The sequence below is a fragment of the Achromobacter sp. 413638 genome, from assembly GCF_043119405.1.
GTDB lineage: Bacteria > Pseudomonadota > Gammaproteobacteria > Burkholderiales > Burkholderiaceae_B > Achromobacter.
Genome location: NZ_JBICCO010000013.1, coordinates 76,685 through 102,944, shown reverse-complemented (window position 1 = coordinate 102,944; position 26,260 = coordinate 76,685). Strand labels below are relative to the sequence as shown.

Genomic DNA, 26,260 nt, shown 5'->3' with positions numbered 1-26,260 from the left:
TCCGTGAAGGTGTTCAGGGATGGATTGGGAAAAGACATGGTTTTGCTGCAAGCGTGGGGCATCGGCGGCGTATCGGCCGGCGGCAAGCTGGCCCGGGGTGCGCCGCCCTGCTTGCCCGCCCAGGTCGAACTGTCGAACAGGCCGGTTACGGATGCCAGGATGCTGTCACGTTTCATTCAGGAATCGACAAGGAATCTTTGTGATTTTGTAAAGTTCTATCCATCTTCCCGATCCCCAAATGGGCGTCGGGCCAATCCAGGCCATCTGCCATTCCTTGCGGGCCTCGCAGGCCCGGCCGCGCAGGACGAAGCCGCGCCTGCCTGACGGCCTCACGGCGTCGGCTTCGCGGCAACTTCGGCCCCCAGGCGTGGATGCGCTTCCCCGGACACAGAATAGTAATAATTCTTATTCTATAGCGAGCCTTCCCCGCCGGCTCTGCTACAGCGGGAAAGGATATCGCGAACACCTTTCAAATTGCATCCTGGACCGACGGAATGTAGGCCGAATACCACGTTCGGTCCGGGAACTTGACGCGCCTCAAACTGAAATAATTTCTCCATACAGAAGCGCTGGCGCCGGCAACAGAGGCGCCAGCGTCTGCGGTTCGCGCGGTCAGCCTGGCCCTGCTACTGGCCCCTTTTTTCAAACTGGAACATGACCTGCTTCCGGAAGGCCGCCCCATCACCGCATTGCAGCGACCCGCAATGGCTGGTCAAGGTAGCCGCCGTGCACAGGATGAAGCCGCCGCGAACGCGCAGCGGATGAATATCCGAAGCCCCCCTGACAGGGGCGTGGGGCATGACAACGGCTGGACGGCACCCGCGCCAGATCACGCCAGCAGATGCGCCGAGATCCGCACCAGCATCTCGTCCACGTCGCGCACCTGCACGGCGCCGGGCAGCGCCACATCGCCATGCATCACGAACACCGGCGTCCCCCACTTCAGGCCCAGCGCCATTTCCGACAAAGTGCCCATATTGCCGCCGATGGCAGCCAGGCACACGGCACTGCGCGCCACCAGGGCGTTGCGCATTTCGCCCATGCCCGTGGCGACGGCGACGCTGAGCCATTCGTTGGCGTTGCGATCGTCATCCTCGGGCAACAGGCCGATGACAATGCCGCCGCCGTCGCGCGCGCCGCGCGAAGCCGCCGCCATGACTCCGCCACGCCCGCCATTGACGATGCTCATTCCGGCCTGCGCGAGCGCGCGGGCCACCCTGTAGGCGGCTTCGCAGACGCGCGGATCGCCATCGCCGGGCCCGATGATGCCCACGGGACGCAGATGGCGCCGCGCGCCGCATTGACGTTCGGCCAACTGCGCCATCGAGGAAGCCCAGGGCGCTATTCGCAACGGCGTGTCCGCTCGGTTCTTTTCCATGTCTTCGAATCCCGCTGGGTAAGGTATGCCCGTGATTGCACAGGCGCTTCAACGGCGCCGCCGGGCAAGCGCGTCGCCCACGCCCATGACGGCGACGCACAGCGCCATCAGCAGCAGCGACAACGCCGCCGCCACGCCGAAATCCGACCCGCCGTCGCCGATCTGGGCATAGAGCATCAACGGCAGGATATTCAGCTGCGTGCCCGCCAGGGCCAGCGCCGTGCCATAGGTCCCCATGGCAATCGCCGCGACCAGGCAGGCATTGGCCAGCACCGACGGGGCCACCTGCGCCAGCACCGTGTCGCGGAAGGCGCGCCAGCGCGTCGCGCCCAGGGTACGCGCCGCCTGCATGGGCCGCAGATCCAGGTTGGCGAAGACTGGGTATAGCGACAAGGCCACGCGCGGCACCAGGTAATAGACATAGCCGAATCCCAGACCGGTCGCGCTGTAGATCCAGGCGCCGACACGGGCGGGGTCGGCGCCCGCGCCGGCCAGCAACTGCGTGACGAAGCCCGCCCGACCATAGCCAAGAATGAAACCGTAGGCGATGACCAGACCCGAAAACGCCAGCGGCATGCCCAGCAGCGTGATCATCCAGCGCCTGCGGCGCTCGGGCTGGCGCGCCAGTTCCACGGCCACCGCCGTCCCCACCAGCGCCGACACGCCCCCCGCGGTGAGACCCAGGGCGAGCGTATTGCGCAAGGCGCCAGGCAGCAGCGGATTGGCGTACAGCCGCGCCCAGGCGCCGCCGCCTTCGGCGAACGCCTCCAGCGCCAGCGCGGCCAAGGGCAGCGCGAAGAACAGGCCCATGAAGGCCCAGGCGGGCCAGGCGCCGAAACGACCGATCATGGCGCGCCTACCTGGCCTGGATGGCCTGGGCCCACAACTGGTCCAACTCGGCCTTGCGGGCCGCGGCCTTGACCACGTCCAAGGGGCGGATCTGCGGCGCGGCGGGCATGCGCGCGGCGGCCTCGGCCGGCAGGGAGACATCGCGCCGCGACGGCCGCACGAAGCCTTGCGCGAACAGGCGCTGGCCGACATCGCTCATGATGAAGTTGAGCCACAGCCTGCCCGCGTTCGGATTGGGGCCGTCCTTGACCAGGCTGATCGCATAGGGCGCCGCCACGCTGGCTTCCCTGGGGATCACGATTTCGCAGGCGTCTCCCATCCCGTCCGCGTGCCGGGCTTTCAGGCCATCGTTTTCGTAGCCGATCCAGACCGGGATCTCGCCCTTCAGGAACTTGGCGTAAGGCGTGGTGCCCTCCACCCGCTGCACATTGCCCGCCGCATGCAGGCGGCCGAGATAGTCGGTGCCCGCCTTGACATTGTCCTCGTCGCCGCCGTTGCCGTAGGCCGCCGCGAAAGTCAGCACCTGGCCCACGCCGGTGCTGCGCGGATCGAGATAGGTCACCGCGTTCCGGTATTCGGGCTTGAGCAGGTCGGCCCACCCCTCGGGAGCACGGGCGACGAGCTTGCGGTTGACCAGGAAAGCGATGTTCAGCGTGTGCACCGTGAACCAGCGGCCTTCGGCCTCGCGGAACACCTCGGGCAGCTGCTCGAAGCCCACGGGGCGGAAAGGCGCCACCAGGTCCTTGCGCGCCGCGTCGACCGCCGAGGCCGCGAAGTAATAGGCGGTGTCGGCCTGCGGGCGTCGCCGCATCTTTTCAAGCGCCACCACCGTGGCGGCGGACCCCAGGTCGTTGTAGGTCAGCTCGATGTCCGGATAGCGTTGCTTGAATTCGCGGAACAGCGCCTTCCAGTTGGCCCATTCCGGTCCGGTATCGAAAGAGACGCACATCCCTTCCTTGCGCGCCGCTTCGTACAGCGCCTTCTCGCCGGCATATAGCTCGGGACCGCCCACGGCGGCCGCGCGCCGCGCCAGCGCCGCCAGCGGCAAGGCGCCGGCGGCCTGGATGAATTGTCTGCGTTGCATCGTGAAGCTCCTTGAGCGGCAAGTGAAATGGGATCAATCGTCCAGCAGGCAAATACGCGCGGGATCGATGGCGATGGCGCCGGCGACCGGCAGGCTGCCTTGCGCGAGAAAGGGCGCGGACGCCCCGGGCACCTCGAAGTCGTAGCGCGTGACGGCGCCCAGATAACGCACGGCGCCGACCCTGCCCTCCAGGCGATTGGGCGCGCCAGGCGGCGGATCGGCCTCGACATGCTCGGGACGCACCAGCACATGCACCGCCCGGCCCGGCGCGCGCGCGCCCGTCGCCGTGGCCAGTCGGGCAAAGCCCACGTCGACGCGATCCGGCGCGGCGACCCGGCCGGGCAGCAACGTGGACAGCCCCACGAACTCGGCCACGGCCCGGCATGCCGGCCGCTCATACAACACGTGCGGCGCGGCGATCTGCAGCAGACGACCGTCCTTGAGCACCGCCACCCGGTCGGCCATGGCCAGCGCCTCTTCCTGGTCGTGGGTGACCAGCAGCGTGGTGGCGCCGAAACGCCGCTGCAAGGCGCGAATCTGGTCGCGCAGATAGGCGCGCACATTGGCGTCCAGGGCCGAGAGCGGCTCGTCCAGCAACAAGGCGCGGGGATCGATGGCCAGCGCGCGCGCCAGCGCGACACGCTGCTGCTGGCCCCCGGACAGCTGGGTGACGGCGCGTGCGGCATGCTCGGCCAGGCCGACCAGCTCCAGCAGCTCGCGGGCGCGGCGCTGGCGCTGCGCGGCATCGACCTTGCGCAGCGCCATGCCGTAGGCCACGTTGTCCGCCACCGACAGATGCGGAAACAAGGCATAGCTCTGGAACACCATGCCGATGCCGCGCCGGTGCACCGGCGTGCCCGCCAGATCCTGTCCATTCAGCAGGATGCTGCCCGCATGCCCGGTCTCCAGGCCGGCCACCAGCTTGAGCAGGGTGGATTTGCCCGAGCCGCTGGGGCCGATCACGGCCAGCAGCTCACCCGTGTCGACCTGCATCGAAATGCCATGCACGCCCTGCCGGGCGCCTGGATAAAGATAATCGACGGAGTCAAAGACCAAGCTCATTGGGATCCGCGCAAAAGAAAGGACGACAGCAAGGCGGCGACGCTGGCGAGGATAAGCAGCACCACGGTGGCGGCGCAGGCGAATCCCGTGGCGCCATAGAACGCCTGCAACAGCAGCACCGGATAGGTGCGATTGTGAAAACCCGCCAACAGGTTGGAGAGATTGAATTCACCGATGGACAGGGCCGCGACCATGACCAGGCCGGACAGCAGGCTTTGGCGCAGGCTCGGCAGGACGATGCCGGTGAAGCGCTGGTACTCGGTGGCTCCCAGCGTGGCGGCCGCCTGCTCCAGACGATCGAGGCCCAGATGACGCAGGTCGGTCAGCAGCGCGTTGGTGAGATAAGGCAGGGTCGCGATGGCATGGGCCGCGATCAGCAGCGGCGTGCTGCCCAGCCAGGGCATGGCGTCGGTGTTGAATACGATCAGGTAGCCGAAGCCCAACGTGATCGGCGGCACCGCCACTGGCATGGCGGCGACGACGCGGCCGGCGAACGCGCGGCCGGCGCGCTCGCCACGATGCAATGCGTAGGCCAGGGGCGTGGCCAGCACGGCATTGATCGCGCACGCGGCCAACGCGACCATCAGGCTGGTGGAGAAGGCGCGCCGGAACGCGGCATCGTGCCACAGCTCGGCATACCACTGGCCGGTCGCGCCATTCGGCAGCAGCGTGTTGGTCCAGTTCTGGCCAAAGCTGCCTATCACCAAAAGCACGATCGGCAGCAACAGATACGCGCCATACGCCAGGGAAACGCCACGGACCACAGCGACCTCCGCATCCAAGAAAACCTGCCGTAATACTTTCCAATATGGACCATATGCAGCCATGCCACGCGGTGCATTCTAGGTAAAAAAATAGCCTTTTCACATGTGATTTTTATGAATACATTTGAATTTTTGGAAAGTATCTCGATCAACCTGTTCAAGAGTGCATACCCGTGAAACATCAATGCCCTTCCCTGAAGGAATTGCTGGCCTTCGACGCGGTGGCGCGGCAAGGCAGCCTGACCCAGGCCGCCAACGTGCTGTGCCTGTCCGTCAGCGCCGTGAGCAAGCAGATCGCGGCGCTGGAGTCCTTTCTCGGCGTGGCCCTGCTGTGCAAGGACGGGCGCGGCATTCAACTCACCACGCAAGGCCGGGTCTACTGGCAGAAGATCGCCGGCAGCCTGCGCGCCATAGAAACGGCCACCTACGAAACCCGCGCCAGCCACGGCGACGCCGGCATGATCACGCTGGCCAGCGTGCCCACCTTCCTCACTCGCTGGCTGATTCCGCGCCTGCCCGAGTTCCGGCGCCGGCATCCCCAGGTGACGCTGAGCTTCAGCCGTCATCTGGCCCCCGCCGAGGATATGCCCGCCCAAGTGGACGCAGCCATCCGGTATGGATCGGGCAACTGGCAAGGCGTGGTGACCGAATACATCGCGGGACGCGAGTTCGTGCTCATCGCGTCGGACGGTCTGGCCGGCGGCCGCAAGGGGCTGCGCCGGCCCGAGGCGCTGCCCGATCGCACCCTGCTGCATCACGAGGAAGCCGCCAACGCCTGGCCGCAATGGGCCGCGCGGCATGGCGTGGCGCAGGCGCGCGTGGCGGCCGGTCCGCGCTTCGCGCAGTATTCGGCGATCATCCAGGCCGCGCGCAGCGGGCTGGGCATCGGCCTGGTGCCGCGCATCCTGGTGGAGGACGAACTGGCTGGCGGTGACCTGTACAGCCCCTGCGGCGCGCCGGTAGTGGTGGACCAGGGACACTATCTGTGCGTGCGGCCCGACCGGCTGGACCTGCCCGCGTTCGGCGTCTTTCGGGAATGGCTGCTGGAACAGGGCGCGCTGTCGCGGGAAGCCACGGGATCGTCGGCGCGAGCCTGATCACCACGCCCGGCGGAGCGGTCCCGGTCCTGCCGGGAAACAGGCTGGCGATTGACCGGCAGATCCGGCACTTTGCTTAAATAATAATGATTTGCAATAATCGTCGGCTTCTCGCCATCCCCACCGCTGGCCTCACGCCCCTCCCCCACCATGCGCCGGACCCGTCCCACCGAACACGGTTGGCTCGCCTACTATCGCGAGCTGCTGGGAACATGGCGGCGCAAGGCGCAAGGCCCGGGCGATGTCGAGGACTCGGCGCACGACGCCATCGCCAACATGCTGGAGGGCGACGTGTCCGCCATCCGCAATCCCCGCGCCTACCTGCACCGCAGCGTCCATCACGGGCTGATCAACCGTCACCACCGGCAGCAGCGCGAAGCCGCCGTGCCGCTGCACGATCTGGCCGAGGACGAGCATCCCGCCCACGAGGATCCCGAGGCCAACGTGCGCACCGCCCAGCTGTCGCGCGCGCTGATGGAAGCGTTGGCCGAGCTGCCGCAGCCCTGCGCGGCCGTGTTCGCCTGGCACCGCCTGGAAGGCCGCACGGTCGCGGAAATCGCGGCCCAGCTCGGCCTGTCGAACAGCAGTGTGGAAAAATACCTGACGCGCACCATGCGGCACCTGCATGCGCGGCTGCGCCCGTTCTCCCAATGACATGAAGGACCAAGCCGACCCGCCGTCCCGCCCGCGCGGAACCGCCGCGAATTCGCCCATGCTCCCGGATACGCACCATGGACCCCTCTGACGCCCGTCGCCCGCCGGCCGATCCGCTGGACGCGGCGGCCTACTGGTTCGCCCGCGACAGCGGCGGGCTGATGTCGGCCGCCGAGCGGAGCGAGTTCGACGCCTGGCGCCGCGCCGATCCCGCGCATGAACGCGCCTACCGCGAAATGCTGGACACCTGGGCGCTGACGCGGGCCGTGCCCGACCACAAGCTGCGCCCGCTGCTGCGGCCGGCGGCGCCTGAGCGCCGTTTCTCGCCGGGCCGCCGCCGGCTGGCCTGGGGCGTGGGCGCGACAGCCTGCGCGGCCGCCGCCGTGGGCCTGGCCTCGCCCGGCTGGTGGCCCGCGTCGACGCTGCCCGCGCAGCGCTACGCCACGGCGCGGGGCGAGCGGCGCCGCGTCGATCTGGAGGACGGCTCCGTCCTCACCTTGAATACCGGCACGCAGACCGAGGTGCGCTACACGCGCTCCGAACGGCGGGTCACGTTGCACCCAGGCGGCGAGATCATGCTGGACGTATCGCCCGACGCGTCCCATCCCTTCATCGTCGACACGGAGATCGGCCGCGTGCGCGTGACGGGCACGCGTTTCAACGTCCGCCACGACGGCGGCCAGATGGCGGTCGCGGTGGAATCCGGCTCGGTCGAGGTCATCGCCGGCCCGTGGTGGAACGGACAGCGCGTCAAGCTGCCGGCCGGCTACGGCGTGCGCATGGCCGGCGGCGGCGAGACGGTGCGCATCCAGCCGGTGGATGTGGCCACGCTGACCGCCTGGCGCCAGGGCAAGACGGTGTTCAACGACACGCCGCTGGCCGAGGTGGTCCGGGAAATCAACCGCTACCGCGCGCAGCCCATCCAGGTCGCGCCCGCGCTGGCCCGCGTGCGCATCTCCGGCGTGTTCGACGTGGACGACACCGGCGCCTTCCTCAAGGCCCTGCCGGCCCTGGTGCCGCTGAGGGTCCAGCCCCGCGCCGACGGCGGCGCCGACCTGCTGGCGCGCTGAGCGGCCGCGCCGCGCCGCCTGGCGCCGGCATCGTGGACGGAGGAACGACGGGCGTCTGTCATCCATACGGGCAGGCAGGCAGGCAGGCAGGCAGGCAGGCAGGCAGGCAGGCAAAGATACATCCTGTTTCTAATTTGGCATGAGAATTATTCCGGGTTTTTCGGTCCACCCGCTCATACCTAATAACGGCGGCAGTCGCCGCCGCAAGCCCCCGCCCTGACGGCCAGCCGGCCCGCATGGCCCCAGAACGAATACACATCGTGACCAGACCCGACGCCCGCCTTTCCGCCCGCGCCCCGCGCCGTGGCGCTCCCCTTCCCGCCGCGCTCAACGCGCTCGCCTTGTCCATGGCGCTGGCATTCGCCGCCGCGCCGCACGCCGTCCTGGCGCAGAGCGCCGCGCCCGTCAAGATCAGCATCGCCGCCCAGCCGCTGGACAAGGCGCTGCTGCAATTCGGCCAGCAGACCCGGCTGCAGGTCTATTTCCTGCCCGAAGCGGTGCGCGACCTGAAGGCGCCCGCCGTCTCGGGCTCGCTGACCGCGCAGCAGGCGCTGGACCGCCTGCTGGCCGGCTCCGGCCTGGCGGCCCGCATCGAAGGCAACACCGCCGTCATCGCGCCCGCGCCCGCCGAAACCGCGACGCTGTCCGCCGTGCCGGTGTACGGCGACGGCCGCGGCGAAGCCGTCGAGGGCCTGGTCGCGCGCCGCAGCCGCACCGGCACCAAGACCGACACGCCGCTCAACGAGATTCCTCAGACCATCAACGTGGTCACCGCGCAGCAGCTGGAGATGACCGGCGCGACCGACATCAACCAGGCGCTGCGCTACATCCCGGGCTTCTCCAGCTATGGCTCGGAAAACCGCTCGGACTGGTATTCGGTGCTGCGCGGTTTCACCCCCACGGCCTATGTGGACGGGCTGCAGGTGCCCAAGACCCTGAACCTGGCCAGCTGGCGCGTCGAGCCCTACACCATCGACAGCATCACGGTGCTGCGCGGGCCGACCTCGGTGCTGTACGGCCAGGGCGATCCCGGCGCCATCGTCGACGTGCAAAGCAAGCTGGCCAACGGCGACCGCATCCGCGAGATCGAGGTCCAGGTCGGCAACTACGCGCGCAAGCAGCTGGCGTTCGACATCGGCGACACCGCCAACAGCGACGGCACGCTGTCCTACCGCCTGATCGGCGTAGGCCGCGACGGCAATTCACAGACCGGCCCCAACAAGGACGGCCGCATCGCCTTCGCCCCGTCGCTGCGCTGGCAGCCCAGCGCGGCGACGTCGCTGACGCTGTCGGCCACCTACCTGGACGACCGCAGCGACATCGCCAGCAACTTCCTGCCGGCCCAGGGCATGGTGCTGCACAATCCCAACGGCCGCATCTCGCGCGATGTGTACACCGGCGAGCCGGACTTCAACTACTACCGCAAGAAGCAGTGGTCGCTGGGCTATGCCTTCGAGCACAAGCCCGACTCGACCTGGACGCTGCGCCAGAACGTGCGCCTGATGCACTCGCAGCTGAACAACCGTTCGGTCTGGGGCGGCGGGCTGGACGCCAGCGATCCCACCATGGCCTCGATCAGCCGCTATGCCGGCATCTTCCAGTTCAACTACAGCCGCTTCGACATCGACAATCAGGCCGAGGCCAAATTCCGCACAGGCGGGCTGCAGCATACGCTGCTGGCCGGCCTGGAATACAACCGCCAGTCCACCACCGACAGCGAAATGCTGGCGCAGGCGCCGTCTCTGAACCTGTACAACCCCGCCTACAGCGGAATCGACCATTCGCTGTTCTATGGTCCCAACGCGTTCCCCCGCACCGACACCTACACCACCATGAACATGGTCGGCCTGTACCTGCAGGACCAGATCAAGTTCGAGCGCTGGGTGCTCACGCTGGGCGGCCGCAAGGATTGGGCCCGCACCAGGCAGACCGACCGCGAGGCCGATACCCGCTCGTCGCAGCTGGACCAGGCCTTCAGCGGCCGCGTCGGCCTGACCTATCTGGGCGATTACGGCCTGTCGCCCTACATCAGCTACTCGGCCTCGTTCAATCCGGTGGGCAACACGCGCCTGGCCAGCGGCGACTGGGCCGCGCCCACCAAGGGCAAGCAGATCGAGGCCGGCCTGCGCTGGCAGCCCGACGGCGAGAACCTGACGCTGAACGCGGCGGTCTACCAGATCAAGCAGACCAATGTGTTGACGCCCAATCTGGACGACCCCACCGGCAGCACCTCGGTGCAGGCCGGCGAGGTGCGTTCGCAGGGTGTCGAGCTGAGCGCCGTGGGCAAGCTGACGCCCGAGCTGTCCATCGTCGGCGCCTATGTATTCCAGAACGTCAAGAACACCAAGGCCAACGACGAGACCCAGGGCAAGTGGCCGGTGGACATTCCGCGTCCGCGCCAGATGGCCTCGCTATGGGCCGACTGGACCTGGCGCACGGGCGCGCTGGAAGGCTTCGGCCTGGGCGCGGGCGTGCGCTACCAGAGCTCGGCGGCGGGCGCGTCGGACAACTCGCTGAAGGTGCCCAGCTACACCGTCTATGACGCCGGCCTGCACTACGAGATGCCGAACTGGCGCTTCGCGCTGAACGCCAGCAACCTGTTCGACCGCAAGTACGTGAGCGGCTGCCAGTCCTATTCCGTCTGCATGTACGGCAACGGACGCACTGTCATGGCCACGGCCAAGTACTACTGGTAAGCCGCCGGCGCGGGCGGTTCAGCCCGCCCGCGCCGCATCCTCCAGGATCAGCTCGGCGCCGCGCTCGGCCACCATCATCACGGCGGCCTGGGTGTTGCCGGACACCATCCTCGGCATGACCGAGGCGTCCACCACCCGCAGGCCGTCCAGCCCGTTCACGCGCAGCCGGGAATCCGTCACGGCATCCGCGTCCGCGCCCATGCGGCAGGTGCCGATCGGGTGATAGATGGTCTGACCGTTCTGGCGCGCGAAGTCCAGCCATTCGTCGTCGCTCTGCACGTCCTTGCCCGGACTCAGCTCGGCCGCCACGAAGGGCTGCAGGGCCGGCCGCGAGACGATGCGGCGCGCCGCCCGCATGCCGCCGACCAGGCTGTCGCGGTCGATCCGCGCCGCCAGGAAGTTGGGGCGGATGGCGGGCGCGGCCAGCGGATCGGCCGACACCGCATGAATCGAGCCCGTCGATTCGGGGCGCAACTGGGCCACGCCGATGGTCATGCCCGGAAAGCGGTCCAGGATGCGCTCGGCCGCGTTGGCATAGCTGGCGTGCACGAAGAAGAATTGCACGTCGGGCTGCGCAAGCTGCGGCGCGCTCTTGACGAAACCGTGCGCCAGCCCCGTGCCCAGCGTCAGGATGCCCTGGCGCGACAGCGCGTAGCGCGCCACCTGCCGCGCCAGCCGCCAGCCGCGCGACATCTCGTTCAGCGTCACCGTGTTCTTCACGCGCCAGTTCATGCGCGTGGCGTAGTGGTCGATGTAGTTCTCGCCCACCTGCGGCAGCGCGTGCGCCAGCGGAATGCCCAGCCGGGCCAGCAACGCGGGATCGCCCACGCCCGACAGCTCCAGCAGCTGCGGCGATTGCACCGCGCCCAGGCACAGCAGCGTCTCGCGGCGCGCGCGCACCATGTGCTCGCCGTCCCTGCCGCGATAGGCCAGGCCGACGCAGCGCCTGCCCTCGAACAGCAGCCGCGTGATGCGCGCGCCGCACTCGACCGTCAGGTTGGGCCGGCCCGAGGCCGGTTTCAGGTAGCCGTCCACCACGCTCCAGCGTCGCCCCCGGTGCTGCAGCACCTGGTAGTAGCCCACGCCTTCCTGACTGCCGGCGTTGTAATCGGGATTGAGCGGCTGGCCGTCCTGCTGCGCGGCCTTCAGGAAGGCCTCGGCCACCGGATAGCGTTCCGAGACTTCATGCAGGCGCATGGGGCCGTCGTGGCCGCGCCCCGCGCCGCCTTTTTCATAGGCTTCGATCTTGCGGAACAGGCGCTCGGCCTGGACCCAGTTCCAGCCCGCCGCGCCGGCCGCTTCCCAGCCGTCGTAATCTGCCGGCTGGCCGCGCACGTAGATCATGCCGTTGATCAGGGTGGAGCCGCCCACGCCCTTGCCGCGCGGCACGGCGATGCGGCGGCCATGCACGTTGTCCTCGGGCTCGGTGGAGAAGCGCCAGTTGTAGTCGGGATCGACCAGCAGCTTGGAAAATCCCGCGGGAATGCCGATCCAGGGACTGCGGGCCTCGTGGCCGGCCTCCAGCATCAGCACGCGGTACTTGCCGTCGGCGCTCAGGCGGTTGGCCAGGATGCAGCCGGCGGTGCCGCCGCCGGCGATGATGAAATCGTAATCGCTCATCGGCTCAGGCCCGCACGCCCATCATCTCGGCCATCAGCGCGATCTGGCAGGCCAGCATGGGCGCGCCATGGTGGATGCGGCAGCCGCGCGCCACCGCCGCTTGCAGCAGCGCCGTGTCGCGCGGCTGCATGATGACCTCGCACACCATTTGGTCCGGCGTCAGGCGGCCGGCGTCCAGCGGCAGCGGATCCGTGTCGCGCATGCCCAGCGAGGTGCCGTTGACGACCAGATCGTGGCCGGACGGATCCGCCGTGCCGATGTCGATGCGCGCATCGGGAAGCAGCGACAGGATGCGCGCCTTCAGGTCCTCGGCCTTGGCCGTCGTGCGGTTGGCGATGGTCAGCCGCGCCACGCCGGCCTGCGCCAGCGCGAAGCCGATGGCGTTGGCCGCGCCGCCGGCGCCGGCCAGGTAGGCGCTCTTGCCCTTCGGGTCCACGCCGGCCTCGATCAGGCCGCCGACGAAGCCCTCGCCGTCCAGCATGTGCGCCGTCAGCCTGCCGTCGGCGTCGCGTCGCACCACATTGGCCGCGCCGATCTTGCGCGCCACCGGCGTGGCCTCGTCGACCAGGTCCAGGATGGCTGTCTTGTGCGGCATGGTGACGATGAAGCCGCCCAGGTTCCGCAACTGCCGCAGCCCCTGCACCACCTGCGCCAGCTCCGCCGGGCGCGCGTGAAACGGCACGCACACGCCGTCGAAGCCCAGGCGCGCGAAGTGCTCGTTCATGCGCTGCGGCGTCTTCACGTGGTGGATGGGGTCGGCCAGGATGCCGAACAGCCGGGTATGGCCGCTGATTTCCTTCATGGTGTGCTCCGAGGCTATTTCTGTTCCAGCAGCTCGCGCGCCACGGCGGCGATGCCGTCGGCGTCCAGCCGGTAATGGGCGTACAACGCGGTGGGCGGCGCGATCAGGCTGTATTCGTCATGAATGCCGTGGCGGCGCAGGCGCACGCCCAGGCCGCCGTCGGCCAGCACCTCGGCCACGGCCGAGCCCAGCCCGCCCATCACATTGTGCTCTTCCACCGTCAGCATCCGGCCGGCGGCGCGGGCCGCGGCCAGCACCGCGTCGCGGTCCAGCGGCTTGATGGTGGGCATGTCGATCACGCCGACCGACAGGCCGGCCTCGCGCAACCGTTCGGCGGCCTGCAGCGCCGCGTGCACGGCGATGCCGCAGGCGATGATGTTCAGGTCGCCGCCCAGCGCGTGCGTGATGGCGCGGCCGAACTGGAACGGCGCGCCATCGGCGTAGACCTGCGGATCGCGGCCTCGGCCAATGCGGAAGTAGATGGGCTCGGGCCAGTCGACGCTGGCCTTGATGGCCGAGGCCAGTTGCGGGCCGTCGGCCGGCGACACCACGGTCAGCCCGGCGATGGCGCGCGTGGTGGAGATGTCTTCGGTGGCATGGTGCGAGGTGCCGTAGAAGCCCAGGCTGATGCCGGTGTGATGACCGATCAGGCGCACCGGCAGCCGGGTATAGGCCACGTCCATGCGGATCTGCTCGCAGCACAGCAGGCCCAGGAAGGACGCGAAGGTGGCGACGAAGGGCATCAGCCCCGTGGTGGCCATGCCGGCGGCGGCCGAGACCATGTTCTGTTCCGAGATGCCGAACTGCACATAGCGTTCGGGAAAGGCGGACGCGTAGCGGTTCAGGCCGTTCGAGTATTGCAGGTCGGCCGAGCCGGCCACGACGGGATGGCCGGCGCGCGTCAGATCGATGAGCGCGTCGGACAGATAGGACAGGCCGGGCGTGACCGCATTGAGCGCGCGGTACTGCCAGGATTCGGGGGAGCGCGGCGCGGATGGCGATCCGGAGTGCGGCCGGGTGTGCTGCTGGGATTGCGGCATGGCGGTTCAGATCTCGCGGGACAGGATTTCGGCGACGGCGGCATCGGCGTCGGACGGGGCCAGGTAGCCCAGGTGCCAGCCGGGTTCGGTTTCCATATAGGACACGCCCTTGCCCTTGACGGTGCGGGCGATCACGCAGGCCGGCCGTTCGCGCGTGCCGTCCGCGCGCAGCCGGCGCAACAGCGCGGTCAGCGCGGACAGGTCGTGGCCGTCGACCTCGTGCACGTCCCAGCCGAAGGCGCGCCACTTGTCGGCCAGCGATTCCACGCCGATCACGTCGTCGACCCGGCCGTCGAGCTGATAGCCGTTGCGATCGACGATGGCGATCAGGTTGGACAGCCGGTGATGCGCGGCGAACAGCGCCGCTTCCCAGACCTGCCCTTCCTGCATCTCGCCGTCGCCCAGCATGACGAAGACGCGGAAATCGCGCTGGCCCAGGCGCGCGCCGACCGCCATGCCGGCGCCGTTGGACAGCGCGTGGCCGATGGAGCCGGAGCTGAAGTCCACGCCGGGCACCTTGCTCATGTCGGGATGGTCGCCCAGCGGGCTGCCCAGGCGGGTGTAGTCATCCAGCCATGCGCGCGGAAAGAAATCCTGGTCGGCCAGCACCGGGAACAGGCCGACGGCGGCATGCCCCTTGCCCATGAGGAAGCGGTCGCGGTCCGGCCAGGCGGGCTCGCCCGGCCGCAGCCGCATCACGCCGTAGTACAGCGCGGCGAAGATCTCGGCGCAGGAAAAGACCGAGCTGTAGTGGCCGACCTTGGCGATCTCGATCAGGCGGATGGTTTCGAGCCGGATGTGGCGGGCCTTGTCCCGCAGCGTCCGAAGCTCGTCCTGGGTGGGGATTTCCAGGTCCGTGGGCATGGCGTCTCCTGCCGTTTTAGATATATCATATATAATATACCCATCGCGCTCGAATTGGCTATGCCGGGCTAGAATTCGTTCCGGATTCACCCGTTCCTTCCCATACGCACGCCGCAACCGCCATGCCCAGCCTTAAACCGGTCAAGAAAGAGAACCTGTCCGTCAGGGTCTACAACGAAATCCGCAATGCCCTGATCAACGGGCAGTACGAGCCTGGCGAACGCCTGATCATCGGCGAGCTGGCCCAGGAAATGGGCGTGTCCATCACGCCCGTGCGCGAGGCCATCTTCCGGCTCATCAGCGAGCAGGGCCTGGAGATGCAGGCCGCCACCGCGGTCTACGTGCCCTATGTGAACTCCGAGAAGCTGCGCGAGATCCAGCAGATCCGCTTCCACCTTGAAGGCATGGGCGCGGCGGAGGCCGCCAAGCACATCACCCGCAAGCAGCTCGACAACCTGATCGCGCTGCAACAGGAATTCCTGTCCTACACGGCCAGCGATCCCAAGCGGGCCAGCTACCTGAACCGCAAGTTCCATTTCGGCATCCTCGAGGCCAGCAACAAGCCCATCCTGCGCAATACGGTGGAATCGTTCTGGGTCATCACCGGCCCCATCCTGAAGGTCTTCCACGTCAAGACGGCCGGCATCGACTACACGCAGGATGAGCACCGCCACGGGGCCGTGCTGGCCGCGCTGGAGGCGCGCGACTCCGAGGCCGCCGCCCGCGCCATCCAGGCCGACCTGGTCTGGGGCGGCAAGATCATGATCGACTGGCTGGTCGAGCGCGAGAAGGAAATGGACTACCGCCCGCCCGCCCCACGCAAATAGGAAACCGCATGCTGACGATCTTCGGCGCTCCCGGCCGCTATATACAGGGCCCCGACGCACTGGACACCCTGGGCCGGCAGGCCGCCCTCTTCGGCCGCCGCGCCGCGCTGGTGATCGACGGCCCCATGCATGCCATCCTGGGCGCGCGCGTCGAGGCGCTGTGCGCCGCCAGCCAGGTGCGGGCAATGCCGCTGATCGTCGAAGGCGACCTGACGCCCGAGACCATCGAAGCGCTGCGCGCGCAGGCCGGCAGGCTCGACGCCGACATGGTCGTCGCGGTGGGCGGCGGCAAGGCGCTGGACGCCGGCAAGGCGGTGGCGCGCTCGCTGCATTGCCACCTGATCACCGTGCCGACCGCGGCATCGAACGACGCCCCCACCAGCAAGAACTACGTGCTGTACGACGCCGACCACAACCTGCTGGCGGTCGAGCACATGCTGTTCAACCCCACCATCGTGCTGGTGGACACCACCGTCATCGCCAGCGCGCCGGCCGCCTTCTTCCGCGCCGGGCTGGGCGACGCCGTGTCCAAGAAGTTCGAGGCCGAGCAGTGCCGCCGCCACGGCGGATCCAATATGTATGGCGGCAAGCCGCCCCTGGCCGCGCAGTTGCTGGCCGAGGGCTGCCTGCGCATCCTGCTGGAAGACGGCGCCCAGGCGCTGGCAGCGGCCGGCACCGGCCGGCCCACGCCCGCCTTCGAGCGCGCGGTCGAGGCCATGATCCTGCTGAGCGGGCTGGGCTTTGAAAGCGGCGGCCTTTCCATCGCCCATGCGCTCACGCGCGGCCTGCCCCGCATCGCCGGCCTGGCCACCTCGGCCCACGGCTTGCAGGTGGCGCTGGGGCTGCTGGTGCAACTGGATCTGGAAGCGCGCGACGACGGCATGCTGGCCGAGCTGACGCGCTGGTACGCGCAAGTGGGCCTGCCCGTCAGCCTGCGTGAGCTGGGCGCCACGGCGCCGACAGACGCGGAACTGGAAACCGCCGCCGCCCTGACCTTGAACGCGCGCCACGCGGCCAACTTCGACCGGACGCTGTCGGTGGCCGAACTGGCCGCCGCGCTGCGCCGGCGCGCCTGAGCCCGGCCGCCTGAGACGCGCGCCGCGCCCGGGCGCGATGGCCGCGAGCGCGCGCCACGCAGTCTTGCGCGCCGCGCATTCCTGCCTTTGCCTGTCGCGTGATCATCAAACCGGCGCCGCGATCTTCGGCGCCGGCGGGCCTCATCCCATCAATAGAGTTTCTGCGTGAAGCCGTCCACCACGATGGCCTGGCCGCTGACGCTGCGCGCCGCCTCGCTGGCGTTGAACAGCACCATGTTGGCGATGTCGCGCGCCGTGACCATGCGGCCCATCGCGGCCTGGTTCTCGTAGAGCGCGGCGATCTCCTCCACCGGCTTGCCCAGCGTCTCGGCCTTGGCGGCGATGACGGCGCGGATGCGCGGCCCTTCCACCGCGCCCGGCAGGATCGCGTTGACGCGGACGCCATGCGGGCCCAGCTCGATGGCCAACGATTTGGTGAAGCCAATCACCGCCCATTTCGACGCCGAATAGACCGAACGGCCGGCGAAGCCCAGGTGGCCGGCGGCCGAGGACAGGTTGATCATCACGCCGGCCTTGGACGCCTTGAGCAGCGGAATGGCCTGGCGCGCGCACAGGAACTGGCCGGTGATGTTGACGGCCAGCGTGCGGTCCCAGTCGGCCTTGGACAGGGTCTCGACGAAGCCGGTGGGACCCGCCACGCCGGCGTTGTTCACCAGCACGTCCAGCCCGCCCAGCTCGCGCGCCACGGCCTGGAACAGCGCCGCCACGCTGTCCTCGTCCGACACATCGGCGCGCAGCGCGTGCACGCCAGGCAGCTCGGCGGGCAGCGCGGCCAGCCGGGACTCGTTCACGTCGCAGACGAACACCCGGGCGCCGGCGCGGTGGAACACGCGGGCCATCTCCAGGCCCAGCCCGTCGGCGCCCGCGGTGATCAAGACCTTCTTTCCAGCGAAATCGACTTCTTCGAACATGCTAGCTGCCTCCTGGTTCTCACATGGCCTACGCCACTCAGTGATATACGATATATTTTTTCACTACGCGAAAAAGGATTCCGAAATCCAATGGGGACGGACTTATCCTCAGGCTGAAACAGCCCCCAATCTTGCGCATCGTTGCGCCAGAATCGGCCGCAAAGGCTTTATTCATGCGGCTTGAGGGAAATCCCCGATTCGTCCTCCTGGCACCGCCACTAGAATCCATGGCGAGGTTTCACGACCCGATATCACATATATCATATATTCAAAAGACGGACGCAGCACCGGCCAGTCCGCATCCCATACCGACAAAGGAGCGCAGATGTACAAGTTCAAGAAACTCGTCCTGGCCTTGGGGCTGTGCGGCGCGGTGGCGACCGGAACCGCGGCGGCGGACATGAAGGTGGGGGCCCTCTTCCCATTCAGCGGCGCGCTGGCGCTGCTGGGGCAGGAGAGCTATCGCGGCCTGGAGCTGGCCGTCAACGAGATCAATGCCGCGGGCGGCATCAACGGCGAGAAGATCCAGATCGTCAAGGCCGACGCGGTCGACCCGACCCAGGCCGTGTCCGAAACCAAGCGCCTGATCTCGTCCAACGTGATCGGCGTGTTCGGCAGCTACGCGTCCGGCATTTCCTACGCCGCCTCGCCGGTCACCGAGCTGGCGGGCGTGCCCTACTTCGAGCTGGGCGCCACCGCCCACAAGATCACCACGCGCGGCTACAAGTACCTGTTCCGCAGCAATCCCAACACGGCGCTGTACGGCGTGTCGGTGGTCAACGCCCTGCACGAGACCATCGCGCCGGGCATGGGGCTGAATCCCAAGGACATCAAGATCGGCATCATCCACGAGGACGGCCCCTACGGCACCGACGTGGCCGCCACCGAGAAGAAGCGCGCGCAGGAGCTGGGCTACACGGTCGCCGAGGTGCTGCCCTATTCCGCCAAGACGGTGGACCTGTCCTCGCTCATCCTGCGCCTGAAGGGCGCCAAGGTGGACGTGGTGCTGCAAACGGCCTACCAGAACGACGCCATCCTGTTCTTCAGCCAGGCGCGCGCCGCGGGCTTCAAGCCCAAGGTCGTGATCGGCGCGGGCGGCGGCTATTCGCTGGCCGACACCGCCAAGGCGGTGGGCGCCGACATGAACGGCGTGTTCGACCTGGACTTCCCGCAGTCCTCGATCAATCCGGCCGGCGCGCCGGGTCTGGACAAGTTCCTGGAAGCCTACAAGTCCACCTACAAGAGCGATCCGCAGTCGGGCCACAGCCTGACCAACTACGTGGGCGCCAAGGCCTTCTTCGACGCCATCGCCAAGGCCAAGTCCACCGACAAGGACAAGATCCGCGCCGCGGTGCTGGCCTACAAGGTGCCGGCCGGCCAGACCGCAAACGGCTGGGCCTTCGACTTCGGCGAGGATGGCCAGAACAACGCATCGACCTTCTACGTGATGCAGTGGCAGGACGGCAAGCTGGTCACGATCGCGCCCAGCAACCTCGCCCTCGGCAAGCCGGTATTCAACAAGTAAACGCCGAGTCGGCATCCGGCGCCAGGACCGCCCGCGGGGGCTCCTCGCGCCGGCCGCCGGACACACGCGGCCCCGCCGTCGCCCGGCCGGGGCCGTGCATCGACTAGAGGTTGCATCATGGATATCTTCATACAACTGGTCATCAACGGCCTGTTGCTGGGCGGCGCGTACACCATCATCAGCCTGGGGCTGACGCTGATCTTCGGCGTGGTGCGCGTGGTCAACTTCGCGCACGGCGAGTTCCTAATGGTGGGCATGTACCTGGTCTACCTGATCGCCGCGCAGTTCGGCGTCCATCCCTACCTGGGCCTGGCGCCGGTCGCCGTCATCCTGTTCGCGCTGGGCGCGCTGACGCAGAAGGGCATCATCCAGCCGCTGCTCAACGCCGACCAGCACATCCAGATCTTCGCCACGGTGGGCGTGTCCACCATCCTGCTGAACCTGGCCCTGGTGCTGTTCGGCGCCAACGTGCTGCGCGCGCCGGTGCAGCTGGGCACCAGCGCCATCGACGTGGGCAGCTACTCGATGGTGAGCGGCCAGATCATCACCTTCGTGGTCGGCATCAGCCTGGCGGTGCTGCTGCACCTGTTCATGCACCGCACCTACCTGGGCCGGGCGCTGCGCGCCGTGGCCCAGCACCGCTACGCCGCCACGCTGATGGGCGTGAACGTGAACAACGTCTACGCCATCGCGTTCGGCCTGGGCACGGCCTTCGTCGGCATCGCCGCCGGCCTGCTGGCGCCGCAGTACCCGGTGTTCCCGACCGTGGGCACGTACTTCGTGCTGACGGCCTTCGTCATCGTGGTGCTGGGCGGGCTGGGCAGCCTGTACGGCGCCGTGGCCGGCTCGATGATCATCGGCATCGTCGACACGCTGGCCGGCTACTACGTCGCGCCCGACCTCAAGGAGGTCGTGTATTTCGGGATCTTCCTGCTGATCCTCGTCCTGCGTCCGACCGGCCTGTTCGGCGTCGGCACGGAATGAACGGAACGACAAGGAGAAAAAACATGTTCCCCGATCTACGCAGTCCCAAGGGCTATGTCGGCCTGATCCTGATGCTGGCCATGCTGGCCGCGCCGCTGGCGCTGGGCACGCCGTTCTGGACCAACCTGTTCGTGCTGCTGTTCGTGTTCTCGGCCCTGTCGGTGGCCTGGAACATCGTGGGCGGCTACGCCGGCCAGCTGTCGCTGGGCCACGCCGTGTTCTACGGCATCGGCGGGTACACCGCCACGCTGCTGACGCAGAACTTCGGCATCTCGCCCTGGTTCGGCATGCTCGCCGGCGCCGTGATCTCGGCGGCCGTGGCCGTCGTGATCAGCTATCCCACGCTGCGCCTGCGCGGCCCCTTCTTCGCGCTGGCGACCATCGCCATCCTGGAGGTGGTGCGCCTGCTGGTGATCCACGAGGAAAGCTGGACCGGCGGCTCCAGCGGCATCAGCCTGCCGCTGAACATCGGCTGGACCTGGATCGTGTTCCGCGAGAAGGCCAACTACGTGCTGATCGCCTTCGCGCTGTTCGCGCTGGTGACCTGGGTGTCCTGGTACATGCGCAAATCGCGCATCGGCCACTACCTGATCGCCATCCGCGAACGCGAGGACGCGGCGCTGGCCGTGGGCATCCACACCGTGCGCATGAAGATCATCGCCGCCGTGGTGTCGGCCATGCTGACCAGCATCGTCGGCGCCTTCCACATCACCTACCTGACCTTCGTCGACCCCAGCTCGGCCTTCTCGCTGGAGCTGTCGGTGCAGGTGGCCATGTTCGCGCTGATCGGCGGGCTGGGCACGGTGGCCGGCCCCATCGCCGGCACCTTCCTGGTGCTGCCCATCGCCGAACTGGCGCGCGGCTGGCTCAGCAGCGTGGGCAACGGCATGCACGGGCTGATCTACGGCCTGATCCTGGTGGCCGTGGTGCTGACCATCCCGCGCGGGCTGGCCGGCGCGTTCGGCCCGATGATCGAACGCTGGCTGGCGCGCCTGCCCTACCTGGGCGCGCCGCGCCGCCCCGCCACGCCGCCGCAGCAGGCGCGGCCGGCGGGACCGGCGGCCGCCGGCCAGCCGGTGCTCAAGGCCGACAGGCTGTTCAAGAGCTTCGGCGGCCTGCGCGCCACCAACGATGTATCGCTGACGCTGAACCAGAACGAGATCCTGGGCATGATCGGCCCCAACGGCGCGGGCAAGACCACGGTGTTCAACCTGCTGTCCGGCTTCCTGTCGCCGGACCAGGGTTCGGTGTCCATGCTGAACGCGCGCGGCGAGTGGGTCAGCTGCAAGACGCCGGATGCCTTCGCCCACCAGGGCCTGGGCCGCACCTTCCAGATCGCCAAGCCCTTCACCGGCCTGACAGTGCTGGAGAACATCATGCTGGGCGCGTTCATCCGCACGTCCAGCCGCGACGAGGCCGAGCAGATCGCGCTCCGGGTGGCCGAGCAGACCGACCTGACCCGGCACCTGGACACCGAGGCGCGCAACCTGACCGTGGGCGGCATGAAACGCCTGGAAGTGGCGCGCGCGCTGGCGATCCAGCCGCGCATCCTGCTGCTGGACGAGGTGATGGCGGGCCTGAATCCCACCGACATCGAGAAGTCCATCCAGATGATCCGCCGCATCCGCGACTCGGGCGTGTCGGTGCTGCTGATCGAGCACATGATGCAGGCCACCATGGCGCTGTCCGACCGCATCGTGGTGCTGAACGAAGGCGCGGTGCTGGTCAGCGGCGCGCCCAGGGACGTGGTCGAGAACCCCGCCGTCATCGAGGCCTATCTGGGCAAGGAGTATCAGGATGCTTAAGGTTTCGAAACTGTGCTCGGGCTATGGCAAGAGCCAGGTGCTCAACGGCCTGGATTTCGAGGTGCGCGCCGGCGAGATCGTCACGCTGATCGGCGCCAACGGCGCCGGCAAGACCACCACGCTCAAGACGCTGTGCGGCGTGGTCGCGGCCACCGGCGGCAAGGTCGAGTTCGAGGGCCGCGACCTGACCAACCGTCCGCCCTACGACATCGTCGACGCCGGCATCACCATGATTCCGGAGGGCCGCCAGCTGTTCCCGCACTTCACCGTCAAGGACAATCTGCTGATGGGCTCGTACAAGCGCGCCGCGCGTCCCATCGTGCAGCGCAAGCTCGAAGAGGTGTTGCAGATCTTCCCGCGCGTGCGCGAGCGGCTGGCCCAGTACGCCGGCTCGCTGTCCGGCGGAGAGCAGCAGATGGTGGCGATCGCGCGCGGCATGATGGCCGACCCCAAGCTGCTGGTGTTCGACGAGCCCTCGCTGGGCCTGTCGCCACTGCTGGTGCAGCAGATGTTCGACATCATCCGCGACGTCACCGCGCACGGCGTGACCGTGCTGCTGGTGGAGCAGAACGTGTTCCGCACGCTGCGCCTGGCCGATCGTGGCTACGTGCTGGAGAACGGCGCCATCGTGCGCGCCGGCACCGGCGCCGAGCTGCTCGGCGACCCCCATGTCAAGAAGGCCTATCTGGGCCACTGAATATCACGCAAAAGGAAACACGCGCCATGTCATTGCGCTGCGCTTACATCGACCACGGCAAGGGCGGCCCGCCCGACATCTTGCGCCTGGCCGAAAGAGAAATGGAAGCCCCCGCCGGGCGGCAGGTGCTGATCGAAGTGGCCTATGCCGGCGTCAACCGTCCGGATGTGCTGCAGCGGTCCGGCTCCTATCCGCCGCCGCCCGGCGCGTCCCCTCACCTGGGACTGGAAGTGTCCGGCACGGTCATCGCCACCGGCCCGCAGGCCAGCCGCTGGCGGGTCGGCGACCAGGTCTGCGCGTTGACGCCCGGCGGCGGCTACGCGCAATACTGCCTGGCCGACGAACGCCATTGCCTGCCGGTGCCACGCGGCATGGACCTGCTGACCGCCGCCGCCATTCCCGAGAATTACTACACGGTCTGGACCAATGTGTTCGAGCGCGCGCGGCTGGCGGCGGGCGAGCGCTTCCTGGTGCACGGCGGCTCCAGCGGCATCGGCCTGACCGCCATCCAGCTGGCGCGCGCCTTCGGCGCCGAAGTCTGGACCACGGTGGGCAGCGCCGAGAAGGCGGCGGCCTGCATCGAGGCCGGCGCGCGGCACGCGCTGATCTACCGCGACACCGACTACGAGGACGCCATCCGCCAGGCCACCGGCGGCCAGGGCGTGGATGTGATCCTGGACATGGTGGGCGGCGCCTACCTCAACAAGAACATCCGCCTGCTGGCGCTGAACGGCCGGCTGGTGCAGATCGCTTTCCTGGAAGGCAGCAAGGCCGAGATCGACGCGCTGCCCATCATGACCAAGCGCCTGACCGTCACCGGCTCGACGCTGCGGCCGCGCTCGGACGAGGACAAGGGCGAAATCGCCCGCGCGCTGGCCGAACGCGTGCTGCCGCTGATGGAGCAAGGTCAATGCCTGCCGCGCATCCACCAGGTCTTTCCACTGGCCGAGGCCGCCGGCGCGCACGCGCTGATGGAAAGCAGCCGCCACATCGGCAAGATCATGCTGCAGGTGCGGCCATGAGCGCGGGCACGCATGCGGCCCCGGCATCCGCCACGTCCGGCGCAGCGCGCTTCGCCGGCCAGACCGCCATCGTCACCGGCGCCGTCGGCGGCATCGGCTCGGCCATCGTCGAGGGCCTGCTGGCCGAGGGCGCGCGGGTCGGCCTGATCGACTTCAACGGCCAGGCCGGCGAGGCCTGGGCCGGCCAGCTGCGCGGCCAGGGCCGCGCGGTCTGCTTCGCCCAGGCCGACGTGTCGCGCTACGAGGAATGCGAAGCCGCCTACGCCCGCATCAGCGACGAGCTCGGCCCGGCCACGATCCTCATCAACAACGTCGGCATCTCGCCCAAGACCGAGGGGCGCGCGCTCAAGGTCTGGGAAATGCCGCCCGCCGAGTGGGACCGCGTGGTGTCGGTGAACCTGAACAGCGCGTTCTACATGACGCGCCTGGCCACGCCGCACATGGTGGCGCGGCGCAAGGGTCGCGTCATCAACATGTCCTCGGTGGCGGGCAAGGCCTATTGCGATATCGTGGCGGCGCACTACGCCGCCACCAAGGCCGCGCTGATCGGCCTGACGCGGCACTGGGCCGCCGAGCTGGGCGAGTACGACGTGACCGTCAACGGCCTGGCGCCGGGACGCATCAGCACGCCGCTGCTCAAGAGCGTGCCGCAGGAGATCAACGACGCCGTGGCCGGCGTGACGGCGCTGCGGCGGCTGGGCACGCCCGAGGAAGTGGCCGACGCCTGCCTGTTCTTCGCCTCCGACCAGGCCCGCTTCGTGACGGGCCAGGTGCTGGACGTGGCGGGCGGCTGGTTGATGACCTGAAAGGTCGAGATCTGAAAAAGTTGGCTGCCTGAAAGTCGATGGCCTGAAGCGCGCGGACGCCGGTCGGAACACCGACCGCGCGTCCCTGCCCAGCATCAGGCCTCGCGACGCAGCACCTGCCCCGGCCGCTCGCCGGTGGTCTTGCCGTCCCGCCATACCGGCCGGCCATTGGTCCACACCGACACGATGCCCGCCGACGGCGCGATCGGCTGCGCGAAGGTGGCGCGATCGGCCACCTGCCCCGCGTCCAGCAGCACCAGATCGGCATGCGCGCCCTCGCGCAGCACGCCCCGGTCCGCCAGTCCGAAGCGCGCGGCGGTCAGGCCGGTCATCTTGTGGATGGCCTTTTCCAGCGGGAACAGGCCCAGGCCGCGCGCGTAGTGTCCCAGCACGCGCGGGAAGCTGCCCCACAGGCGCGGGTGCGGCGTCTCGTCATGAGGCAGTCCGTCGGAACCGACCATGGTTTCATCGAACTGCAGGATGCGCGCCACGTCGTCCTCGTGCATGCGGAAGTAGATGGCGCCGGCCGGCTGCAGGCGGCGCACGGCCTCCTCGACGGGACAGCCCAGCTCGCGCGCGACCTCGTCCAGGTCGCGGCCCGAGAACTGCGGATGGGCCTTGGACCAGGTGACGATGACGCGGGCGGCGCCATCGACCAGCGCCTGCTCCAGGATGGTGGACGAGGCGTTGTACGGATAGCAGTCCAGGCAGACCGGTTGCGTTTTCATCTGCTCGGCGATGCGCGCCAACGTCTGGACCGAGCGTCCATGATTGGCCTGCCCCACAACCTTGTGGTGCGAGATCACCACCGGCACGCCCAGCTCGCGGCCGATGTGGAAGGTCTCCTCCAGGCAGTCCATCACCGTGTCGCCCTCGTCGCGCAGGTGCGTGGTGAAGATGCCGCCGTGCGCGCGCAGCGGCCGGCAGACCTCGATCACTTCCTGCGTGCTGGCGGCGCGCGACGGCGCATAGGCCAGCCCGGTGGACACGCCGATGGCGCCGGCCTCCAGCGCCTCTTCCACCCGCGCGCGCATGACGGCGATCTCGGCCGGGGCGGCCTCGCGTTCCAGGTCAGGCACGGCGGCCACGCGCAGCGTGATGTGGCCCAGCAGCATGGCGCAGTTGGTGGCCGCCGGCTGCTCGCGCAGGGCCTGCAGATAATCGCCGTAGCGTTCGTAGCGGAACCAGCCGCCGTCGCCGTCCAGCAGGTCCAGCGGCGGCACCACGCGCGGCGGGCGCGGCGCCAGCGAGATGCCGCAGTTGCCGCCGATCACGGTGGTGACGCCCTGGCTGACCTTGGGCGCCATGGCGCCGTCGGACAGCATGGCGCGGTCGTCATGGGTATGGGCGTCGATGAAGCCCGGCGCCAGCACCAGGCCGCGCGCGTCGACCTCGGCGCGCCCGCGCGCGCCGGCCAGGTCGCCGACGCGGACGATGCGGTCGCCATCGACGGCCACGTCGCCCTCGAAACGCGGCGCGCCCGTGCCGTCGACGATCTCGGCGCCCCGGATCAACAGGTCATGGATGGCGGACATGCGGTTTCCTTGATAGTCATCATTCGAGGCAGTTCCTTGATCGTCGCCATTCGAGGCAGAGTCGCCCCGCT

General features: G+C 68.5%; 23 protein-coding genes. 12 read left to right on the top strand and 11 right to left on the bottom strand.

The window, feature by feature from the left end:
• Positions 1 to 829: 829 nt before the first annotated feature.
• The 5 genes from ACEU5R_RS08080 to ACEU5R_RS08060 are packed head-to-tail and all read right to left on the bottom strand — an operon-like array spanning position 830 to position 5,089.
• Entirely contained in the window at positions 830 to 1,378 is a 549-nt protein-coding gene (locus ACEU5R_RS08080) for a TIGR00725 family protein (protein WP_392409770.1), read from the bottom strand.
• Between the two features lie 48 nt (positions 1,379 to 1,426).
• Complete coding sequence (locus tag ACEU5R_RS08075; protein WP_392409769.1) at positions 1,427 to 2,227, bottom strand: ABC transporter permease; 801 nt, start codon at positions 2,225 to 2,227, stop codon at positions 1,427 to 1,429.
• A gap of 7 nt (positions 2,228 to 2,234) precedes the next feature.
• Positions 2,235 to 3,311, bottom strand: a complete 1,077-nt coding sequence (locus ACEU5R_RS08070) for an extracellular solute-binding protein (RefSeq protein ID WP_392409768.1) — start codon at positions 3,309 to 3,311, stop codon at positions 2,235 to 2,237.
• Between the two features lie 33 nt (positions 3,312 to 3,344).
• Complete coding sequence (locus tag ACEU5R_RS08065; protein WP_103275660.1) at positions 3,345 to 4,373, bottom strand: ABC transporter ATP-binding protein; 1,029 nt, start codon at positions 4,371 to 4,373, stop codon at positions 3,345 to 3,347.
• Positions 4,370 to 5,089 carry an ABC transporter permease gene (locus ACEU5R_RS08060; RefSeq protein ID WP_369869802.1) on the bottom strand — a complete coding sequence of 240 codons (720 nt, stop codon included), beginning with the start codon at positions 5,087 to 5,089 and terminating at the stop codon, positions 4,370 to 4,372. Before ACEU5R_RS08060 ends, ACEU5R_RS08065 begins: the two co-directional genes overlap by 4 nt.
• 221 nt (positions 5,090 to 5,310) lie before the next feature.
• Between ACEU5R_RS08060 and ACEU5R_RS08055 the strand changes: the two genes are divergently transcribed.
• The 4 genes from ACEU5R_RS08055 to ACEU5R_RS08040 all read left to right on the top strand — a co-directional run bounded on the left by ACEU5R_RS08055 (position 5,311) and on the right by ACEU5R_RS08040 (position 10,654).
• Positions 5,311 to 6,234 (top strand): LysR substrate-binding domain-containing protein, encoded by a 924-nt coding sequence (locus ACEU5R_RS08055; RefSeq protein WP_392409767.1) that lies wholly within the window; start codon positions 5,311 to 5,313, stop codon positions 6,232 to 6,234.
• Positions 6,235 to 6,384: 150 nt separating this feature from the next.
• Positions 6,385 to 6,888 (top strand): RNA polymerase sigma factor, encoded by a 504-nt coding sequence (locus tag ACEU5R_RS08050; RefSeq protein ID WP_392409766.1) that lies wholly within the window; start codon positions 6,385 to 6,387, stop codon positions 6,886 to 6,888.
• 77 nt (positions 6,889 to 6,965) lie between these two features.
• A complete protein-coding gene (locus ACEU5R_RS08045) occupies positions 6,966 to 7,958 on the top strand; it encodes a FecR family protein (protein WP_392409765.1) in 993 nt (330 codons plus the stop codon).
• Between the two features lie 347 nt (positions 7,959 to 8,305).
• Complete coding sequence (locus ACEU5R_RS08040; RefSeq protein WP_392409771.1) at positions 8,306 to 10,654, top strand: TonB-dependent siderophore receptor; 2,349 nt, start codon at positions 8,306 to 8,308, stop codon at positions 10,652 to 10,654.
• A gap of 18 nt (positions 10,655 to 10,672) precedes the next feature.
• Here the strand turns inward: ACEU5R_RS08040 and ACEU5R_RS08035 are convergent, their stop codons facing one another.
• From ACEU5R_RS08035 to ACEU5R_RS08020, 4 genes are read right to left on the bottom strand one after another with little or no spacing between them, the layout of a single operon-like run.
• Complete coding sequence (locus tag ACEU5R_RS08035) at positions 10,673 to 12,274, bottom strand: GMC family oxidoreductase (RefSeq protein WP_392409764.1); 1,602 nt, start codon at positions 12,272 to 12,274, stop codon at positions 10,673 to 10,675.
• A 4-nt stretch (positions 12,275 to 12,278) separates the two neighbouring features.
• Positions 12,279 to 13,076: a shikimate dehydrogenase family protein gene (locus ACEU5R_RS08030; RefSeq protein ID WP_392409763.1), complete on the bottom strand. Its 798-nt coding sequence runs from the start codon at positions 13,074 to 13,076 to the stop codon at positions 12,279 to 12,281.
• A 14-nt stretch (positions 13,077 to 13,090) separates the two neighbouring features.
• Positions 13,091 to 14,116, bottom strand: coding sequence for a transketolase family protein (locus ACEU5R_RS08025; RefSeq protein ID WP_392409761.1), 1,026 nt, complete (start codon positions 14,114 to 14,116; stop codon positions 13,091 to 13,093).
• A 6-nt stretch (positions 14,117 to 14,122) separates the two neighbouring features.
• Positions 14,123 to 14,980, bottom strand: a complete 858-nt coding sequence (locus tag ACEU5R_RS08020) for a transketolase (protein ID WP_392409759.1) — start codon at positions 14,978 to 14,980, stop codon at positions 14,123 to 14,125.
• Between the two features lie 122 nt (positions 14,981 to 15,102).
• Here ACEU5R_RS08020 and ACEU5R_RS08015 point away from each other — a divergent pair, with 122 nt between their 5' ends.
• Both ACEU5R_RS08015 and ACEU5R_RS08010 read left to right on the top strand, forming a co-directional pair.
• Positions 15,103 to 15,807, top strand: a complete 705-nt coding sequence (locus ACEU5R_RS08015) for a GntR family transcriptional regulator (protein WP_103275669.1) — start codon at positions 15,103 to 15,105, stop codon at positions 15,805 to 15,807.
• Positions 15,808 to 15,815: 8 nt separating this feature from the next.
• On the top strand, positions 15,816 to 16,883 hold the full coding sequence (locus ACEU5R_RS08010) for a glycerol dehydrogenase (RefSeq protein WP_392409758.1): 1,068 nt from the start codon (positions 15,816 to 15,818) through the stop codon (positions 16,881 to 16,883).
• A gap of 149 nt (positions 16,884 to 17,032) precedes the next feature.
• Here the strand turns inward: ACEU5R_RS08010 and ACEU5R_RS08005 are convergent, their stop codons facing one another.
• Positions 17,033 to 17,815 (bottom strand): SDR family oxidoreductase, encoded by a 783-nt coding sequence (locus ACEU5R_RS08005; protein WP_392409757.1) that lies wholly within the window; start codon positions 17,813 to 17,815, stop codon positions 17,033 to 17,035.
• 325 nt (positions 17,816 to 18,140) lie between these two features.
• On the opposite strand from ACEU5R_RS08005, the gene ACEU5R_RS08000 reads away from it, so the two are divergent.
• The 6 genes from ACEU5R_RS08000 (at position 18,141) to ACEU5R_RS07975 (ending at position 24,654) form a co-directional block, all read left to right on the top strand.
• Positions 18,141 to 19,340, top strand: coding sequence for an ABC transporter substrate-binding protein (locus ACEU5R_RS08000; protein ID WP_392409756.1), 1,200 nt, complete (start codon positions 18,141 to 18,143; stop codon positions 19,338 to 19,340).
• 117 nt (positions 19,341 to 19,457) lie between these two features.
• A complete protein-coding gene (locus ACEU5R_RS07995; RefSeq protein WP_103275673.1) occupies positions 19,458 to 20,324 on the top strand; it encodes a branched-chain amino acid ABC transporter permease in 867 nt (288 codons plus the stop codon).
• Between the two features lie 23 nt (positions 20,325 to 20,347).
• Entirely contained in the window at positions 20,348 to 22,129 is a 1,782-nt protein-coding gene (locus ACEU5R_RS07990) for an ATP-binding cassette domain-containing protein (protein WP_103275674.1), read from the top strand.
• Entirely contained in the window at positions 22,122 to 22,826 is a 705-nt protein-coding gene (locus tag ACEU5R_RS07985; RefSeq protein ID WP_103275675.1) for an ABC transporter ATP-binding protein, read from the top strand. The genes ACEU5R_RS07990 and ACEU5R_RS07985 overlap by 8 nt, the downstream gene beginning before the upstream one ends.
• A gap of 26 nt (positions 22,827 to 22,852) precedes the next feature.
• Positions 22,853 to 23,848 carry an NAD(P)H-quinone oxidoreductase gene (locus tag ACEU5R_RS07980; protein ID WP_392409755.1) on the top strand — a complete coding sequence of 332 codons (996 nt, stop codon included), beginning with the start codon at positions 22,853 to 22,855 and terminating at the stop codon, positions 23,846 to 23,848.
• Complete coding sequence (locus tag ACEU5R_RS07975) at positions 23,845 to 24,654, top strand: SDR family oxidoreductase (RefSeq protein ID WP_392409753.1); 810 nt, start codon at positions 23,845 to 23,847, stop codon at positions 24,652 to 24,654. The genes ACEU5R_RS07980 and ACEU5R_RS07975 overlap by 4 nt, the downstream gene beginning before the upstream one ends.
• A gap of 95 nt (positions 24,655 to 24,749) precedes the next feature.
• Here the strand turns inward: ACEU5R_RS07975 and ACEU5R_RS07970 are convergent, their stop codons facing one another.
• Complete coding sequence (locus tag ACEU5R_RS07970; protein WP_392409752.1) at positions 24,750 to 26,189, bottom strand: amidohydrolase family protein; 1,440 nt, start codon at positions 26,187 to 26,189, stop codon at positions 24,750 to 24,752.
• Between the last annotated feature and the right edge of the window lie 71 nt (positions 26,190 to 26,260).